Source organism: Aquabacterium sp. NJ1 (assembly GCF_000768065.1).
Lineage (GTDB): Bacteria > Pseudomonadota > Gammaproteobacteria > Burkholderiales > Burkholderiaceae_C > Aquabacterium.
Genome location: NZ_JRKM01000001.1, coordinates 4,144,074 through 4,160,281, shown reverse-complemented (window position 1 = coordinate 4,160,281; position 16,208 = coordinate 4,144,074). Strand labels below are relative to the sequence as shown.

13 protein-coding genes are annotated in these 16,208 nt (G+C 63.3%); 7 read left to right on the top strand and 6 right to left on the bottom strand.

From position 1 onward, the window contains the following. Positions 1 to 55 precede the first annotated feature (55 nt). Positions 56 to 1,222, top strand: a complete 1,167-nt coding sequence (locus tag JY96_RS17840; protein WP_235333970.1) for a DNA alkylation repair protein — start codon at positions 56 to 58, stop codon at positions 1,220 to 1,222. Here JY96_RS17840 and JY96_RS17835 read toward each other — a convergent pair whose 3' ends face one another. Beyond that, positions 1,223 to 1,576, bottom strand: coding sequence for an ArsC family reductase (locus JY96_RS17835; protein ID WP_035039517.1), 354 nt, complete (start codon positions 1,574 to 1,576; stop codon positions 1,223 to 1,225). It abuts the gene before it with no gap. Between the two features lie 86 nt (positions 1,577 to 1,662). On the opposite strand from JY96_RS17835, the gene JY96_RS17830 reads away from it, so the two are divergent. Then, positions 1,663 to 2,832 (top strand): hypothetical protein, encoded by a 1,170-nt coding sequence (locus JY96_RS17830; RefSeq protein ID WP_152606560.1) that lies wholly within the window; start codon positions 1,663 to 1,665, stop codon positions 2,830 to 2,832. 232 nt (positions 2,833 to 3,064) lie between these two features. On the opposite strand, the gene adh is transcribed toward JY96_RS17830, so the two are convergent. Further along, complete coding sequence (gene adh / locus JY96_RS17825) at positions 3,065 to 4,585, bottom strand: aldehyde dehydrogenase (protein ID WP_035039513.1); 1,521 nt, start codon at positions 4,583 to 4,585, stop codon at positions 3,065 to 3,067. 340 nt (positions 4,586 to 4,925) lie between these two features. Between adh and JY96_RS17820 the strand changes: the two genes are divergently transcribed. From JY96_RS17820 to JY96_RS17810, 3 genes are all read left to right on the top strand, one after another. Next, positions 4,926 to 6,908 (top strand): sigma-54-dependent Fis family transcriptional regulator, encoded by a 1,983-nt coding sequence (locus JY96_RS17820; RefSeq protein ID WP_035039512.1) that lies wholly within the window; start codon positions 4,926 to 4,928, stop codon positions 6,906 to 6,908. A 124-nt stretch (positions 6,909 to 7,032) separates the two neighbouring features. Further along, a complete protein-coding gene (gene ubiG, locus JY96_RS17815; RefSeq protein WP_035043519.1) occupies positions 7,033 to 7,740 on the top strand; it encodes a bifunctional 2-polyprenyl-6-hydroxyphenol methylase/3-demethylubiquinol 3-O-methyltransferase UbiG in 708 nt (235 codons plus the stop codon). Positions 7,741 to 7,752: 12 nt separating this feature from the next. Continuing rightward, complete coding sequence (locus JY96_RS17810) at positions 7,753 to 8,481, top strand: HAD family hydrolase (RefSeq protein WP_081961386.1); 729 nt, start codon at positions 7,753 to 7,755, stop codon at positions 8,479 to 8,481. Here JY96_RS17810 and JY96_RS17805 read toward each other — a convergent pair whose 3' ends face one another. Genes JY96_RS17805 through JY96_RS17790 form a run of 4 tightly spaced genes read right to left on the bottom strand, consistent with a single transcriptional unit; the run spans position 8,482 to position 13,728 of the window. Beyond that, positions 8,482 to 9,936 carry a mannose-1-phosphate guanylyltransferase/mannose-6-phosphate isomerase gene (locus JY96_RS17805; RefSeq protein ID WP_035039510.1) on the bottom strand — a complete coding sequence of 485 codons (1,455 nt, stop codon included), beginning with the start codon at positions 9,934 to 9,936 and terminating at the stop codon, positions 8,482 to 8,484. Positions 9,937 to 9,986: 50 nt separating this feature from the next. Then, a complete protein-coding gene (galE, locus tag JY96_RS17800; RefSeq protein ID WP_035039508.1) occupies positions 9,987 to 11,018 on the bottom strand; it encodes a UDP-glucose 4-epimerase GalE in 1,032 nt (343 codons plus the stop codon). Positions 11,019 to 11,033: 15 nt separating this feature from the next. Then, on the bottom strand, positions 11,034 to 12,296 hold the full coding sequence (locus JY96_RS17795) for a hypothetical protein (RefSeq protein WP_152606559.1): 1,263 nt from the start codon (positions 12,294 to 12,296) through the stop codon (positions 11,034 to 11,036). A 37-nt stretch (positions 12,297 to 12,333) separates the two neighbouring features. Further along, positions 12,334 to 13,728, bottom strand: coding sequence for an undecaprenyl-phosphate glucose phosphotransferase (locus JY96_RS17790; protein WP_035043515.1), 1,395 nt, complete (start codon positions 13,726 to 13,728; stop codon positions 12,334 to 12,336). A gap of 226 nt (positions 13,729 to 13,954) precedes the next feature. Here JY96_RS17790 and JY96_RS17785 point away from each other — a divergent pair, with 226 nt between their 5' ends. Together JY96_RS17785 and ubiB are read left to right on the top strand one after the other, a co-directional pair. Beyond that, positions 13,955 to 14,539 (top strand): hypothetical protein, encoded by a 585-nt coding sequence (locus JY96_RS17785; RefSeq protein WP_035039505.1) that lies wholly within the window; start codon positions 13,955 to 13,957, stop codon positions 14,537 to 14,539. A 20-nt stretch (positions 14,540 to 14,559) separates the two neighbouring features. After that, on the top strand, positions 14,560 to 16,122 hold the full coding sequence (ubiB, locus tag JY96_RS17780) for a ubiquinone biosynthesis regulatory protein kinase UbiB (protein WP_035039503.1): 1,563 nt from the start codon (positions 14,560 to 14,562) through the stop codon (positions 16,120 to 16,122). Positions 16,123 to 16,208 lie beyond the last annotated feature (86 nt).

Sequence of the window (16,208 nt, the reverse complement as noted above, 5' to 3'; positions counted from 1 at the left end):
CGCAGCCATCCCTAGGTCGCCATCCCCGGCACACCCGCTTGATCTTGATCAGCACATGCATACTCACGTCAACATGGAACCATTCAAGAACCTCATCAACGCCGAGGTGGTGCGACAGACGGGGCACCATTTAAAGCGCGCCGATGCCTCGTTCAAGCGCCAGCGCTTCGAGCAACTCGCGCTGGATGGACTGGAGGCCCTGGCGTTCAAGGACCGCGCCCGCCACCTCTCACGGGCCCTGCACGCGACACTGCCCACCGACTTCGAGCAGGCAGCCGATCAACTGGAGGCCAGCCTCAAGCAGGTGCCCCAGCCTCACATGGGCCACGACCCGGACAAGGAGCTGGGCGCGCTGCAAACCGACGACACAGGCCTGGCCGGCTGGGCGCTGTGGGCGTTTGGCGAGTACATCGCCAACGCGGGCCTGGCCCACCCCGAGCGCGCGCTGAAGGCATTGCATGCCATCACCCAGCGCTTCACCGCCGAGTTCGCCATTCGGCCCTTCATCATCGAACACCCTGAGTTGACCTTTGCGACCATGGCTCGCTGGCTGGATGACCCCAGCGCCCATGTGCGCCGCCTGGTCAGTGAAGGCAGCCGGCCTCGCCTGCCCTGGGGCCAACGTCTTCAGGCACTGGTGCAAGACCCCAGCCCCACGCTGCCGCTGCTGCAGCGCTTGCAGGACGACCCCAGCGAATACGTGCGCCGCAGCGTGGCCAACCACCTCAACGACATCGCCAAGGACCACCCAGGTTTGCTGGTCAACTGGTTGAACACGCACTTGCCAGATGCCCCTGACGCACGCCGCAGCTTGCTCCGGCACGCCAGCCGCTCGCTGATCAAGGCAGGCCATGCCGATACGCTGGCCGCATGGGGCCTGGGCCAGCCTTTCGAGGGCGACATCACCGTGACGCTGGACAGACACCGTGTGGCCGTGGGCGAAGCCTTGACCCTCCAGGTAACCCTGCATGCACGTGGCCGCACCCCACAGGCGCTGGAGGTGGACTACCGCGTCCACCACCTCAAGGCCAATGGCGAGACCTCACCCAAGACCTTCAAGGGCAAGCGCCTCACACTGCAACCCGGTGAAAGACTGGTCTGGCAGAAGGTGCACACACTCAAGCCCATCAGCACGCGGCGCTACTACCCCGGCCCGCATGCCCTGGATGTACAGGTCAACGGCGTGGTCCACGGGCTCACGCCCTTCGTGCTGACAGCGTGATCAAGCAGCCAGGCCAGCCAGCTTGGCCTCGTCAAAGCCCACGCAGACCACCTTGCCATCACGTTCGACCACCGGGCGCTTGATCACGCTCGCATTGGCCAGCATCAAGGCCTTGGCGCTGACTGCATCCACCACGGCGGCCTTGGTCGCATCATCGAACTTGCGCCAGGTCGTGCCCTGGCGGTTCACCAGCACCTCCCAGCCCACCGCCTTGATCCAGGCGTCCAGCCGCTCGGCGGGCACACCCTGCTTCTTGTAATCGTGGAAGGTGTAGGCCACGCCTTGCTCGTCCAGCCAGGTACGGGCCTTCTTGACGGTGTGGCAGTTGGGGATGCCGTAGACGACGGTGCTCATGTGACAAGGACTCCTGAATCAATTCAGTCAGAAATATCGCAGAAAACAAATGGGATCGTGCTCAGCCCCGATACCAAGTGCACCGAATGGAAGCTCACCCGGCTGACGGGATCTCTGCCATCGCGACATGGTGTAATGCACCACGTGATTTGCTTCAGGGAAAGTTCGGGGAGTTCATGAAAACACGTTGTCCTTCTGGGTTGAAATCAGCCCTCGCTGCTGCATTGCTGTTTGTTGTTGCTGATATGGCGGTTGCGGCAAGCTACGACTTCAGCTTTCTACCGCTGCCAGAGGGCGCGCTCCGGGCGAATGTGACAGCCATCAACAATTCGGGGCAGATCATCAGTCGGGTGAAGCTCACGGACTTCAACGAACACACGTTTCTAACCAGCAACGGTACAGTGACTGATCTGGGCTACACCGTCCTTGGACAAGACATCAACAATCTGGGGCAAATACTTGACGGCGCCAATGGTGGCCGAATACTGACCGATACAGGAGTCGTCACTTTGCAGGCCCCTGCGGACCATAGTATGGCCAATGTCGCGGGCCTCAACGATCATGGACAGGTTGCAGGATCCATATACGCCGGGTACTCGAGCGGCTCTACTCCCGTCATGTGGAGTACCGCAGGCATGACCAGCCTGCTTACGGCCAACATGGTCAGCGGCTCCGCACAGGCCATCAACAACCTCGGGCAGGTAGCGCTCAATTACTCCACGTTGGATGACGCCACCTCCCATGCCGGCATCTGGTCGAACAACACGCTCATTGAACTGGGCACGAACGCGGACGTGCTTGCCTTGAACGACAAAGGGCAAGCTGTCGGTCTCATGGGCATTCACGCAGCGCTCTGGAACGGTACGACTTATACCGACCTCGGCACGCTGGGAGGCGACTTCAGCGCGGCCATCGGTATCAATAATCGTGGCCAAATCATTGGCAACAGCACCACCATGCCCAATAACTGGATCGATCATGCCGTGCTTTGGGACGAGTCCGGCAACATGATCGACCTTGATCAGTTCATCCCCTCCGAGTTGCTGGCCCAGGGCCTGATTCCCCGGCTGAGAGCCATCAACGATGACGGCGTCATCATTGGGGACATCACGAATCAAGAATGGAGCAATCCCATGCCGTTCATGCTGACGCCTACGGCTGCCCCCGTGCCGGAACCCACGATGACGAGCCTGTGGATTCTCGGCCTGGCGTGTGGCTTGGGTTTGGCGTACCGCAAGCAAACGGCCAAGGCATAAGCGGCTTCAATCGTGCCAGGTCAGGCATCTCACAAAAAAAAACAGGGAGCACGAAGCCCCCTGAAAGTCGCGGATTACCTTGAGTGATGTGGAGAGGATCGGCTCACCGCCACCGCTGGCTCAGGCCCGTTGATCACAGGCCTGCCCGGGAAGCCCCGACGCCTCTTTTGGAAGCGGCAGGACGTCCCGGCCCAGCACAACATGAAGTCGTTGCCCTGTCAGCCGGTCAGCATCAGAAGAAGCCCAGTTTGTTGGGGTCGTAGCTGACCAGCAGGTTCTTGGTCTGCTGGTAGTGATCCAGCATCATCTTGTGGGTCTCACGGCCGATGCCCGATTCCTTGTAGCCGCCGAACGTGGCGTGAGCCGGGTAAGCGTGGTAGCAATTGGTCCATACACGGCCAGCCTGAATACCACGGCCAAATCGGTAAGCGCGGCTGCCATCGCGTGTCCAAACACCTGCACCGAGGCCATAAGGCGTGTCATTGGCAATCTCCAGAGCCTCTTGCTCCGTCTTGAACGTGGTCACGGCCAGCACCGGGCCAAAGATCTCTTCCTGGAAGATGCGCATCTTGTTGTGGCCCTTGAACAGCGTGGGCTGCACGTAATAACCACCGCTCAACTCGCCGCCCAGGTTGGCCTTGTCGCCACCGATCAGCACCTGCGCGCCTTCGCTCTTGCCCACGGCCAGATAGGACATGATCTTGTCCATCTGCATGGACGAGGCCTGGGCGCCCATCATGGTGTCGGTGTCCAGCGGGCTGCCTTGCTTGATGGCGGCCACACGCTTGACCGCACGCTCGATGAAGCGGTCGTAGATCGATTCCTGGATCAGCGCACGCGAGGGGCAAGTACAGACTTCACCCTGGTTGAAAGCGAACAGCACCATGCCTTCAATCGCCTTGTCCAGAAAGGCGTCGTCTGCCGCCATGACGTCGTCGAAAAAGATGTTGGGGCTCTTGCCGCCCAGCTCCAGCGTGGCGGGGATCAGGTTGGTGGCCGCTGCCTGGGCGATGACACGGCCCGTGGCGGTCGAGCCCGTGAACGCGATCTTGGCGATGCGCTTGCTGCTGGCCAGGGGCATGCCGGCTTCGCGGCCATAGCCGTTGACGATGTTGAGCACACCAGGGGGCAGCAGGTCGGCGATCAGCTCGATCAGCACCATGATGCTCACAGGCGTGGACTCGGCGGGCTTGAGCACCACGCAGTTGCCTGCACCCAGCGCCGGGGCCAGTTTCCAGGCCGCCATCAGGATGGGGAAGTTCCAGGGGATGATCTGACCGACCACGCCCAGCGGCTCATGGAAGTGATAGGCAATGGTGTTGCCATCGATCTCGCTGAGCGAGCCTTCCTGGGCGCGCAGACAGCCTGCGAAGTAGCGGAAGTGGTCCACCGCCAGCGGAATGTCGGCATTCAGTGTTTCGCGGATGGGCTTGCCGTTGTCGATGGTCTCGGCGTAGGCCAGCTTTTCCAGGTTCTGCTCGAGGCGGTCGGCGATCTTGAGCAGGATGTTGGCGCGCTCGGTGGGCGAGGTCGCCCCCCATTTGGCCGATGCGGCGTGGGCGGCGTCCAGGGCCAGCTCCACATCGGCCTCGTTGGAGCGCGCTGCCTGGGTGAAGACCAGCCCGTTGATCGGCGTGATCACGTCGAAATACTGGCCGCTGACGGGCGGCACGAACTTGCCGTTGATGAAGTTGTCGTAGCACTTCTTGAAAGCCACAGGGGCGCCGGCTGCTCCGGGGAGGGCGTAGATCATGTCAGTCTCCTGGTTCACGGGTCACACATGCCAGGCCCTTGTGCGGCCGGCGTCGTGCCATCTACAGCGCACGGCGTGTGCCATCTGGGGTTCGACCTGATCTGCCGCCGCCCCGCCCTGTCCTGAAAAAGCAGCCGAATCGGCCGCCAAGCCCGATCAGCATTGGCTTTGCCAGAGCAAAGCACACGGTTTTTCAGATCGCGACCCAACTGTCACCCCTGTGTCAGCCCTGCTGCGCCACAAGTGCACACTGCCCCAAAATGACACAGGGTGACTACGGGTGTCGCCCCCCCCGGTCGGGGCGATACTGCCCAGGTTGCCGCTCACATATCACCTGCCCATGCCCCACCGCCTTGTGCACCACCAATCCGCCACCGAGCTTCAACAAGCCCGGCGCTGGATGCTGGAGCACGGCGAAGTGCCCCAGGGCATGGTCGACGAAGCCCTGAGCCGCTCCTGGCAGCGCAGCCGCCACGCCGGCCTGAGCCCCGTCGACCTTGCCACCGAACAACCCGTCTGCAGCGCACCCGATCTGCGTCTGGCCCTGGACAGGCAGCACGACTTCCTGGCCCACGCCCGCCCGGTGATGGAGTTCGTGTTTGACCAGATGCGCGGCAGCGGCAACCTGGTGGTGCTGTCCGACTCGCGTGGCCTGCTCTTGCACAGCCTGGGCGACACCGACTTCATGAGCCGCGCCGACCGTGTCTCCCTGCGCCCCGGCGCCCTGTGGCACGAGGCCGATCGCGGCACCAACGCCATCGGCACGGCCCTGGCCGACCAGCGCCCCGTCGTCATCCATGGCGCCGAGCACTACCTGGAGCGCAACAGCTTCCTGACCTGCTCGGCCGCACCCGTGCTGACCTCCGCGGGCAGACTGCAAGGCGTGCTCGACATCTCGGGCGACCAGCGCGCCCACCACCCGCACACCTTCGCGCTGGTGCGCTCGGCCGCCCGCATGATCGAGGACCGGCTCTTCCACGCCCGCCACAGCCGCGACCAGATCCTGCGACTGCACCACCTCGCCGAGGGCTTGGGCGCCGTCGGTGAAGGCCTGGTGGCCCTGTCCGACGACGGCTGGGTCGTGGGTGCCAACGCCCTGGCGCAACAGTGGCTGGGTCTGAACGAATCCCGCATCGGTGCGGGCACGCTGGACCAGCTCACCGGCATCCAGAGCCGGCTCATGCCGCCAGGCAAGGTCATGCGCCTGCACACGCCGGGTGACCGCCCCCTGTTCGGCCGCATGGACCCGCGCCAGCGGCCGGTGCTGAACCTGTCGGGCAGCGCCATGCGCTCTTCGGTCGCCCCCACGGCCACAACCGCCCCGGAGCGCCCCCACGAACAAGACCCCCGCCTGCAAGAAGCCCTGATGCGCGCCCGCCGCGTGCAGGCCCAGGGCATTGCCGTGCTGGTGCAGGGCGAATCGGGCAGTGGCAAAGAAGTATTTGCACGCGCCCTGCATGCCGAGGGCGAACGCGCCCACAAGCCCTTTGTGGCCGTGAACTGCGCTGCCCTGCCTGAAACCCTGATCGAAGCCGAGCTGTTTGGCTACGTGGGCGGTGCCTTCACCGGCGCACGCCGAGAAGGCTCGCCCGGCCGCATCCGCGAGGCACACGGTGGCACCCTCTTCCTCGATGAAATCGGCGACATGCCCCTGGCCCTGCAAGCCCGCCTGCTGCGCGTGCTGCAGGACAAGGTGGTGATGCCCCTGGGCGGCAGCAAGCCCCAGCCGGTGGACTTCGTGCTGGTCTGCGCCACGCACCACAAGCTGCGCGACGCCATTGCCGCAGGCACCTTCCGCGAAGACCTGTACTACCGGATCAACGGCCTGACCGTCACCCTGCCCGCCCTGCGCGAACGCCAGGACTTTGAAGGCCTGGTCTTCCACATGCTCGATCAACTGGCCCAGGACATGAAGCGCCCGCCCGTGCAGGCCATCCACCCCGGCCTGATGGCGGCCATGAGCAGCCACCACTGGCCGGGCAACCTGCGCCAGCTGCACAGCCTGCTGCGCACCGTCTGCGCCCTGCTGGAGCCGGACGAACACACGCTGGACTGGCACCACCTGCCCGAAGACATGGCGCAGGAGCTCAAGGCGGCCAGGGGAGCCGCCCCCGGCACCGCCAGCCCGGTCACATCCAGCTCAGCCACCGCCACGCCCCCCACGCCAGCGCCTGTTTTGGCCGACGCCAACCTGCGCCGCCTGTCCGACCAGGCCATCCAGCAGGTCATCGAAGCCACACAGGGCAATATGTCCGAAGCGGCGCGACGCCTGGGCATCAGCCGCAACACGCTCTACCGCCGGCTCAAGCAAACGGGTAGTTGACGCACAGGCAACCGGGCACCGCCCGGCGCATCTGCAGGCGTCACCCCCTGGTCAGGATCAAAAAACGGCGAAGAAATCCATGCCCAAGCGTGATCCCGGCCAGCATTTCGGTAGCATCACGGGCATGACGAACGCCGACCCCCAAGAACTCGCCAAATTCAGCGACCTGGCCCACAAATGGTGGGACCCTGAAAGCGAATTCCGCCCCCTGCACGAGATCAACCCCCTGCGCCTGGACTGGATCGACCAGCTTGCCGCCATCAAGGGCAAGAACGTGGCGGATGTGGGCTGCGGCGGCGGCATCCTGGCTGAATCCATGGCCCGCAAAGGCGCCAATGTGCTGGGCGTGGACCTGGCCGACAAACCCCTGAAAGTGGCCCAGCTGCACGCCATGGAAGCCGGTGTCGCCAACCTCGACTACCGTAGCGTGGCCGCCGAGGCCCTGGCCGCCGAACAGCCCAGCCATTTCGACGTGGTCACCTGCATGGAAATGCTGGAGCACGTGCCCGATCCCTCGTCCATCGTGCAGGCCTGTTTCGACATGGCCAAGCCCGGCGGCTGGGTGTTCTTCTCGACCATCAACCGCAACCCCAAGGCTTTCCTGTTTGCCATCGTGGGCGCCGAGTACATGCTCAAGCTGCTGCCCAAGGGCACGCATGAGTTCTCGCGCTTCATCCGCCCGGCCGAACTGGCTCGCTGGGCGCGCGAGGCTGGCCTGGATCTGGTGCAGTTCAAAGGCATGGAATACAACCCGATCACCCGCCGCTACTGGCTGTCGGGCGACACCAGCGTGAACTACATGATGGCTTGTCGCAAGCCGCTGGCGTCCTGATCGGGGGTAGCCATGGCTGGCAGCGTGTTGCAATCATCGGCCTTCAAGCTGGGCGCCTCGATCCATTCCTCGATCAATTGGGCCTGCCCCCCCACGGCCGTGCTGTTTGACCTTGACGGCACGCTGGCCGATACCGCCGGCGACCTGGGTGGTGCGCTCAACCAGTTGCGGGTGGCCCGTGGCCTAGACCCGTTGCCGCTGGACATGCTGCGCCCTTATGCCTCGGCGGGCGCACGCGGCCTCATTGGTGTGGGGCTGGACATCCACCCTGGCGACCCCGAGTTCGAGCCCCTGCGCACGGCGTTTCTGGACGCCTACACGCGCTGCCTGGCCGACACCACCGCGCTGTTCGATGGCATGGGCGACCTGCTGTACGAATTGAGCGCACGCGGCCTGAAGTGGGGCGTCGTCACCAACAAGCCGCACCGTTTCACCCTGCCGGTGATGGACGGCCTGGGCTTGCGTGAGGACGCGGCCGTCATCATCAGTGGCGACAGCACTGCCCACGCCAAACCGCACCCCTTGCCCTTGCTCACGGCCTGCGAACAGATGGGCGTGCCGCCCGCCTCCGTGCTGTATGTGGGCGATGACCTGCGCGACATTCAAGCAGCGCAGGCCGCCGGCATGCCGAGCGCGGCGGTCGAATGGGGCTACATCGGGCACAACGGTGAGATCAGCACCTGGGGCGCAGACGTGATCGTCGCGCACCCCATGGATTTGCTGGCGCACTTGCCTGCTTGATCAGGCCGAGCGCCCGTAGTTGTCCTGGAAGCGCACGATGTCGTCCTCACCCAGGTAGCTGCCCGACTGCACCTCGATGATTTCCAACGGAATCGTACCCGGGTTGACCAGGCGGTGCACCGTACCCAGGGGGATGTAGGTGGACTGGTTCTCGGACAGCATCAGCACCTTGTCGCCATTGGTGACCTCGGCCGTGCCGCTCACCACGATCCAGTGCTCGGCGCGGTGGTGGTGCATCTGCAGGCTCAAGGAAGCCTTGGGCTTGACCATGATGCGCTTGACCTGGAAGCGCGGGCCCGAATCGATCGAGTCGTACCAGCCCCAGGGGCGGTGCACACGGCGGTGCAGCGTGCCTTCCGAACGGGCCTTGCTGTCCAGCGTGGACACGATCTTCTTGACGTCCTGGCTGCTGTTGCGGTCGGCCACCAGCACGGCGTCCGGCGTTTCCACCACGACCACATTGTCCAGGCCCACAGCGGCGACCAGGCGGCTCGTGGCGTGCACCAGGGTGTTGCTGCTGTTCTGGAACAGCGCATCACCCTGCGAGGCATTGCCCTTCTCATCATGCTCGCTGACCTGCCACACGGCATCCCAGGCCCCCAGGTCAGACCAACCGGCATCCAGCGGCACCATGCGCACGGTGAACCCGCTCTCGGGGTGCGAGGGGCACTGCTCCATCACCGCATAGTCCACGGATTCGGAGGGCACATTGGCGAACTCGGCCTTGCCGGGGCGCACGAACTGCGCATCGGTGGTGCGAACGGCGAAGGATTCGCGCGTGGCCTTGGCGATGTCCGGGCGGAAATGCTCCAGCGCGGCCAACCAGCGCGACGCCTTCATCACGAACATGCCGCTGTTCCAGAAGTAGCCACCATCGGCCAGATAGGACTTGGCCGTTTCCAGATTGGGCTTCTCGACGAAAGCAGCCACGGCGCGCGCGCCATCGGCATCGGCCGCACCGGTGCGGATATAGCCAAAACCGGTTTCAGGGCGATCCGGCGTGATGCCCAGAATCACGATGTCACCACTGGCGGCGGCACGCACTGCGGCTTGCAGCGCAGCGGTGTAGGCCGCTTCGTTGGTGACGGTCTGGTCAGCGGGTGTGACCACCAGGATGGGATCTGAGCCATCGGCCGTGGCTTGCAGCGCGGCCAGGGTCACGGCAGGTGCGGTGTTGCGGCCCACGGGCTCCAACAACAGCGAAGAAGGCTCGCCCTTCAACTCGCGCAGCTGGTCCAGTACCAGGAAGCGATGCTCCTCATTGCCCACCACGCAGGGCTTGCTGACCTCAATGTCGTCAGAGCCCAGGGCCTGCAGACGCAGATGGGCCTGCTGGAACAGGCTCTGGTTGCCTTGCAGCACCAGGAACTGCTTCGGGTACAGCGCACGCGACAGCGGCCACAAGCGGGTGCCGGAACCGCCGGCCATGATCACGGGAAGCAAAGCGTATTTCATAGTCAAACCATCACAAAATTGGCGAGCGATCCCAGGGGCAAAACCCCGGCTCAACCTTCAAATCCATTGGGGTTGGTGGACTGCCAGCGCCAGGAGTCTATGCACATCTGCTCCAGACCGCGACTGGCCTTCCAGCCCATCGTTTCAAATGCGTGGCGAGGGTCCGCATAACAGGCGTCCACGTCACCCGGCCGGCGGGGCGCGAACACCAGCGGAATCTCGCGGTCGGCGGCCTTGCCGTAAGCCTGTGCCAGCTCCACCACGCTGTAGCCCTGCCCTGTGCCCAGGTTGACCGTCAGCGACTGGCCCTTGTCGGCTAGGTAGCGCAGCGCAGCCACATGGCCTTCAGCCAGATCGCACACATGGATGTAGTCGCGCACACCGGTGCCATCAGGCGTGTTGTAGTCGTTGCCGAACACATTGAGGTGCTGGCGCTTGCCGATGGCCACCTGCGCCACATAAGGCATCAGGTTGTTGGGCACACCACGCGGGTCTTCGCCGATGAGCCCACTGTGATGCGCCCCCACCGGGTTGAAGTAACGCAGGTAAGCCACGTGCCAGCGGGCATCGCAGCGCTCCAGCTCGCGCAGCATTTCCTCGCCCAGCAGCTTGGTCTGGCCATAGGGGTTGGTCACACGCAGGGGCGCGTCCTCGGTGATAGGCAAGCGTTCGGGCTTGCCGTACACCGTCGCCGACGAGCTGAACACCAGGTTGAACACGCCGTGGCGCTTCATGGCCTGGCACACCGCCAGCAAGCCACCCAGGTTGTTCTCGAAGTAGTCCAGCGGGCGCTCGACCGACTCGCCCACCGCCTTGAGCGCCGCGAAGTGCACGACCGCCTTGATGCCACCGAACCGAGCCTGACCCAGTTCGAAGCAGCGGTCCATCACAGCCTGATCACGCACATCGCCCTGAACAAACACAGGCTGGCGGCCACCGATGGTTTCCAGTCGATCCAGCACGCGGATGGAGCTGTTGACCAGGCTGTCTACGCCAATGACATCGAAACCCGCATCTTGCAAGGCAAGCCAGGTGTGGGAGCCGATGTAGCCGGTCGCGCCGGTCAGCAGGATGCAGGGCATGTGCGCGTCTCTGAATCAGTCGATGGTGAAGTTGGCGTTGCAATCGACGGAATTGCCCGTGTACTTCAGTCGATAGATGTCCTGATTTTGACTGTAGCGCATGTACGAGCAACTCAGGCTCAAGGAGCGCATGGCAGCGTACTCCATGGACAATGTGGTCGCGTGGTAATAACTGCTGAACTGACTCGCTCTGTCTGGGGATGGTGTATCAGACCCAAGCAACAAAATCTGGGACTGAGTTCGATCGATCTTGAAATGGCTGATTGCCTGGTTAAGTCCGAAAGCGATCTTCCCCGTCACCTGCATCCGTGCTGCCGCATTGATACTTGTCGTCACGGTGTTGTTATTTACCCGATTTGACAAAATATCGAACGTCTTCTGGCCATCTTCACCTTGAAGATAGATGGGTTTATCGCTACGACTACGGTCAGTACCCGTGGTTCTCGCAAAACCAACATTGTAAGAAATAATGCCGTGTGGCGTGTACCCCCAACTGGCGCTGCCCGTCCACCCACTATTGCCGGCAATATCACTAGGGGTATAGCTTGTCGAACGCCGAGTCAACGTGGCATTCAAGGAGCTGAGCCCCGTAACTTGCCAGTTGGTTGACAAATCCACGTTGCGATCGACCACCTGTGAATAACTACCATTCAAAGGATAGTCAGTCACGACTCGACGCGTACCCAAGCTGTAGTTCAACGCGTCCGATGCAAAGTAAATGACCTTCAGCCCCTTGCTGCTTTGATTGGCATTTTGATATTTCTGAGAATCCTGCGAATAAGTCTGCTTATTGCTATCGTATGACCCGGCAACCGCCCATGTTCCCCCGTTACCATATTGAACAGAAAAACCACCATCGCGATACTTGCGGATATTGGGATCGAAGCGAACAGCATTATTCTGAATAGAATTAAGTGATTCGTTATACAACCCATTGGCACTGATCAGCCAGTCCCTCAAAAACTCTGTCGTGAACGAGCCGCTGACATCCTTGCCGTCGTTGTTGAACTGATCAAAGTTCTTGTAACGTTGAGCAGACAACTTGGCTGCAGCCCGATAAGTCTGACGACCATAGGCTTTATTGAAACCCACTTGTGCTACAGACGTACTCACCGTCTCCGCGGCCTTGTTCTGATCGTCCTTGAACAGGTTGTTATCCCGGCTGAGATACTGCGCCAACGTCAACGACAGAGGCGTGTCATCCTCCCCCGCCACAGCATGGCCCGAAGCCAGCACACCCAGGCTCAACACCGCTGCCGCAACGGGCCGCAAGAACATGATGGATCGTTTAGCGTGCACCTCAGCTCCTCTCGTCTCAATATGCATTTCGGTCAAAAAGCACCAGGCGGATCGTGCGGATGATGATCTGCAAGTCCAGGCCCAGTGACCAGTTGCGCAGGTATTCCAGGTCGTACTCGACCCGGGCCTGCATCTTCTCGATGGTTTCTGTTTCGCCGCGCAGGCCGTTGACCTGGGCCCAACCGGTGATGCCCGGGCGCACCTTGTGGCGCACCATGTAGGCCTTGATCAGGCGGCGGTATTCCTCGTTGTGGGCCACGGCATGCGGGCGCGGCCCGACAATGCTCATGCGGCCTTGCAACACGTTGATGAACTGGGGTAGTTCATCCAGCGAGGTCTTGCGGATGAAGGCGCCAAACGGCGTGATGCGCGGGTCACCCTTGGTGGCCTGCTTGACCACGGCACCGTTGTCCAGCGCACGCATGGAGCGGAACTTGTAGACGATGATCTCTTCGCCGTCCAGGCCATTGCGTCGCTGCTTGAAGATCACCGGGCCCGGCGAGCTGAGCTTCACGCCAATGGCCAGCGCCAGCAGGATGGGCGAAATCAGGACCAGGATGACGCTGGCCAGCGCGATGTCCGACAGGCGCTTGACCAGCTCGTTGGTACCCGTGAACGGGGTTTCGCAGATGCCCACCACCGGCACGCCGTTCATGTCCTGCAGGCGGCCCTGGATGATGCTGATGCCGAACACATCCGGCACGAAGTACAGCGAGGCTGTGGTGCCCTGCACCGCCTCCAGCAGCTCGACGATGCGGGGCTGCGAGCCCAGCGGCAGGGTGATGTAGACCTCTTGCACGCCATGTGCGTAGACGTAATTGGCCACGTCGCGCAGCCCACCCAGGCGCATGCTCACGGCCTCAGGCAGCACGCGGCTGTCGGTGCGGTCATCGAAGTAGCCGATGAACTCGGTGCTCTGGTCCGGGTTGCTTTGCAGGGCGCGTGCGACCTTGCCACCCAGAGGCCCCGCCCCCACCACGATGGCCCGGCGCTTGGCATTGGGCTGCGACACCATGTACTTGATCACGCCCTTGCCGATCAGCACGGCCACCCACTGGTAGATGGGCGTGAGCACCGCCCAGGCCAGCATCACATTGAAGTCGAAGAACTGCAGGCTGTTGGTGGCATACCCGCACAGCCACAGTATGGCCAGCATGGACACCCAGGAGCTGACGATGTCGACACCGGCTTCCAGGCGCGAATCGGTGAAGCGGTTGCGGCCGGGAAAGGTCAGCGCAAACACCAGCAGGCACAGCGCCATGGACGCACGCATCACCGGCTCATCAAAATAAGCCAGTGCGCCCAGCAGGGATGCCACGGTGATGGACGGCTCCAGGAAAGCCGCCACGAACGATGTCACCGATTGCGGAGCGTTGAAAAACGTGCGGTTGTAGTTGCGGTTATTGAACATGTACACCAGGGGCTCACCCCAAGCCCCGGAAAACACCACGACCTTTTCGCCAACAGAAGGCGCAAAGGTCGTGACAGATGATCTCGTGACAAATGAAAGAGCCGAAAGAACCTCAAGCAAAAGGCCGGCCAGACATTGTGGACCAAAAATTGTGACAGTCAGACTCGGACTCGCCCTTTAGGACAAGAGTTCCTAAGGGTTGTCGGGGGGGCCCTACAATCGAAGAATGGCACTTCACCCGCTTTCCTGGATCGGCCAGTTCGCCCTGCCGCGACTGACCCTGCTGATCAACCACATCGTGTCGAGCGAACCCGTGGCCACCGCCAAGCTGCAGGCCCATGCTGGGCGCACCATCGACATCCGCTGGGATTCGTCGGCCAGCGCGCCGTTGCCCGGCTTCCTGGCGCGCATGCTGCCAGACGGCAATGGCCTGCCCTCGCCCTGGCGCTTCGTGATCACGCCAGCAGGCTTGTTCGAAGCCGTCGACGCCCCCGCGTCGCCCACAAACCTGGACACGACTGTCACACCTCCTAACGGCTTGACGATCACCGTCCGCCTAGCCGACCCGCTCACCATGGCGCGCCAGGCCCTCAAGGGCGAGCGCCCCGATGTGACCATCGAGGGTGACGCGGCCCTGGCCGAAGTGGCGTCCTGGATGATGAAAAACCTGCGCTGGGACATCCAGGACGACATCGCCCGCTGGATGGGCACGGCGCCGGCCGAGCTGCTGCGCACCGTCGGCGAGAGCATCAAGCAAAGCCTGCTGCGCTGGCGCCCGCAGGCCGGTGCCCGCCCCGGTGGCCCACGTTGACACGGACTGACCGCTAGCCAATGCGCGCGCTGTTTCGTCCTGCCTTCATCGGCCTGATCGCCTTGCGCTACGGCCTGGACGGGCTGTTTCTCGACAGCCTGCGCCGCCCGGGCCTGAGCGCGCTCGCGCGTGTCATGTCCTTTGGCCGCCGGCTGAACGCGCCACGCGGGCAGCGCCTGCGCATGGCCCTGGAGCGCCTGGGGCCCATCTTCGTCAAGTTCGGGCAGATGCTGTCCACCCGGCGCGACCTGCTGCCCGCCGATGTGGCCGACGAGCTGGCCAAGCTGCAGGACCGCGTCCCCCCCTTCCCCAGCGATGAGTCGGTCAGGCTGGTCGAGAAGGCGCTGGGGCGGCCGATCGCCGCCGTGTTCAAGCAGTTCGACGCCGACCCGATCGCCAGCGCCTCGGTGGCGCAGGTGCACTTTGCCGTGCTGCACGATGGTCGCGAAGTGGCCGTCAAGGTGCTGCGCCCCGGCATGCTCAACGTCATTGACGATGACCTGGCCTTGATGCGCACGCTGGCCGGCTGGGTTGAACGCATCTGGGCCGACGGCCGCCGCCTCAAGCCACGCGAAGTGGTCGCCGAGTTCGACAAATACCTGCACGACGAGCTGGACCTGGTGCGCGAAGCGGCCAACGCCGCCCAGCTGCGCCGCAACATGCAGGGGCTGGACCTGGTGCTGGTGCCGGAGATGATCTGGGACTACTGCACGCCCACCGTGATGGTGATGGAGCGCATGAAGGGCGTGCCCATCAGCCAGATGCAGCGCCTGCGCGAAGCCGGCGTGGACATCAAGAAGCTGGCGCGCGATGGCGTCACCATCTTCTTCACCCAGGTCTTCCGCGACGGCTTCTTCCACGCCGACATGCACCCGGGCAACATCCAGGTCAGCCTGGACCCGGTCAGCTTCGGCCGCTACATCGCGCTGGACTTCGGCATCATCGGCACGCTCACCGAGGTCGACAAGGACTACCTGGCGCAGAACTTCGTGGCCTTCTTCCACCGCGATTACAAGCGCGTGGCCGAGCTGCACATCGAAAGCGGCTGGGTGCCGGCCAACACCCGCATCGACGAACTCGAAGGTGCGGTGCGCACGGTGTGCGAGCCCTACTTCGACCGGCCCATCAAGGAAATCTCCCTGGGCCAGGTGCTGATGCGCCTGTTCCAGATCTCGCGGCGCTTCAACGTCGAGATCCAGCCCCAACTGGTGCTGCTGCAAAAAACGCTGCTGAACGTCGAAGGCCTGGGCCGCGAACTCGACCCCGACCTGGACCTGTGGAGCACGGCCAAGCCCTTCCTGGAGCGCTGGATGCACGAGCAGGTGGGCATCCGCGGCCTGTTCGAGCGCTTCAAGCGCGAAGCACCCCGCTATGCCAAGCTGCTGCCTGAACTGCCTCGCCTGGTGCACCGTAACCTGCAGCAAGGGGATTCGGCCCTGCGCCGCGACCTGCAGGCCATCCTGCTGGAGCAGCGCAAAACCAACCGCACGCTGTCAGCCATCCTGTGGGTGGGATTCGGCTTCGTGATGGGCCTGGTGGCGGCGCAGTTCGTGGCACGGCTGCACGGCCTGGGCTGGTTCTGACTGCCCGGCGCCCCCCAGGCTGAGGGGGGTGCAGCGCGGTTACACCAGCAGGGCCCGTCGCCCAGCCGACAGGCACTAAACTGCGC

What these genes read in the sequence shown, in the direction of transcription:
- ubiG (WP_035043519.1), top strand. Translation starts at nt 7,033, where the DNA reads ATGACGAACGCCGACCCCCAAGAACTCGCCAAATTCAGCGACCTGGCC.
- JY96_RS17830 (WP_152606560.1), top strand. Translation starts at nt 1,663, where the DNA reads ATGGAAGCTCACCCGGCTGACGGGATCTCTGCCATCGCGACATGGTGT.
- JY96_RS17805 (WP_035039510.1), bottom strand. Translation starts at nt 9,936, where the DNA reads ATGAAATACGCTTTGCTTCCCGTGATCATGGCCGGCGGTTCCGGCACC.
- ubiB (WP_035039503.1), top strand. Translation starts at nt 14,560, where the DNA reads ATGCGCGCGCTGTTTCGTCCTGCCTTCATCGGCCTGATCGCCTTGCGC.
- JY96_RS17810 (WP_081961386.1), top strand. Translation starts at nt 7,753, where the DNA reads ATGGCTGGCAGCGTGTTGCAATCATCGGCCTTCAAGCTGGGCGCCTCG.
- adh (WP_035039513.1), bottom strand. Translation starts at nt 4,585, where the DNA reads ATGATCTACGCCCTCCCCGGAGCAGCCGGCGCCCCTGTGGCTTTCAAG.
- JY96_RS17790 (WP_035043515.1), bottom strand. Translation starts at nt 13,728, where the DNA reads ATGTTCAATAACCGCAACTACAACCGCACGTTTTTCAACGCTCCGCAA.
- JY96_RS17795 (WP_152606559.1), bottom strand. Translation starts at nt 12,296, where the DNA reads ATGTTCTTGCGGCCCGTTGCGGCAGCGGTGTTGAGCCTGGGTGTGCTG.
- JY96_RS17835 (WP_035039517.1), bottom strand. Translation starts at nt 1,576, where the DNA reads ATGAGCACCGTCGTCTACGGCATCCCCAACTGCCACACCGTCAAGAAG.
- JY96_RS17785 (WP_035039505.1), top strand. Translation starts at nt 13,955, where the DNA reads ATGGCACTTCACCCGCTTTCCTGGATCGGCCAGTTCGCCCTGCCGCGA.
- galE (WP_035039508.1), bottom strand. Translation starts at nt 11,018, where the DNA reads ATGCCCTGCATCCTGCTGACCGGCGCGACCGGCTACATCGGCTCCCAC.
- JY96_RS17840 (WP_235333970.1), top strand. Translation starts at nt 56, where the DNA reads ATGCATACTCACGTCAACATGGAACCATTCAAGAACCTCATCAACGCC.
- JY96_RS17820 (WP_035039512.1), top strand. Translation starts at nt 4,926, where the DNA reads ATGCCCCACCGCCTTGTGCACCACCAATCCGCCACCGAGCTTCAACAA.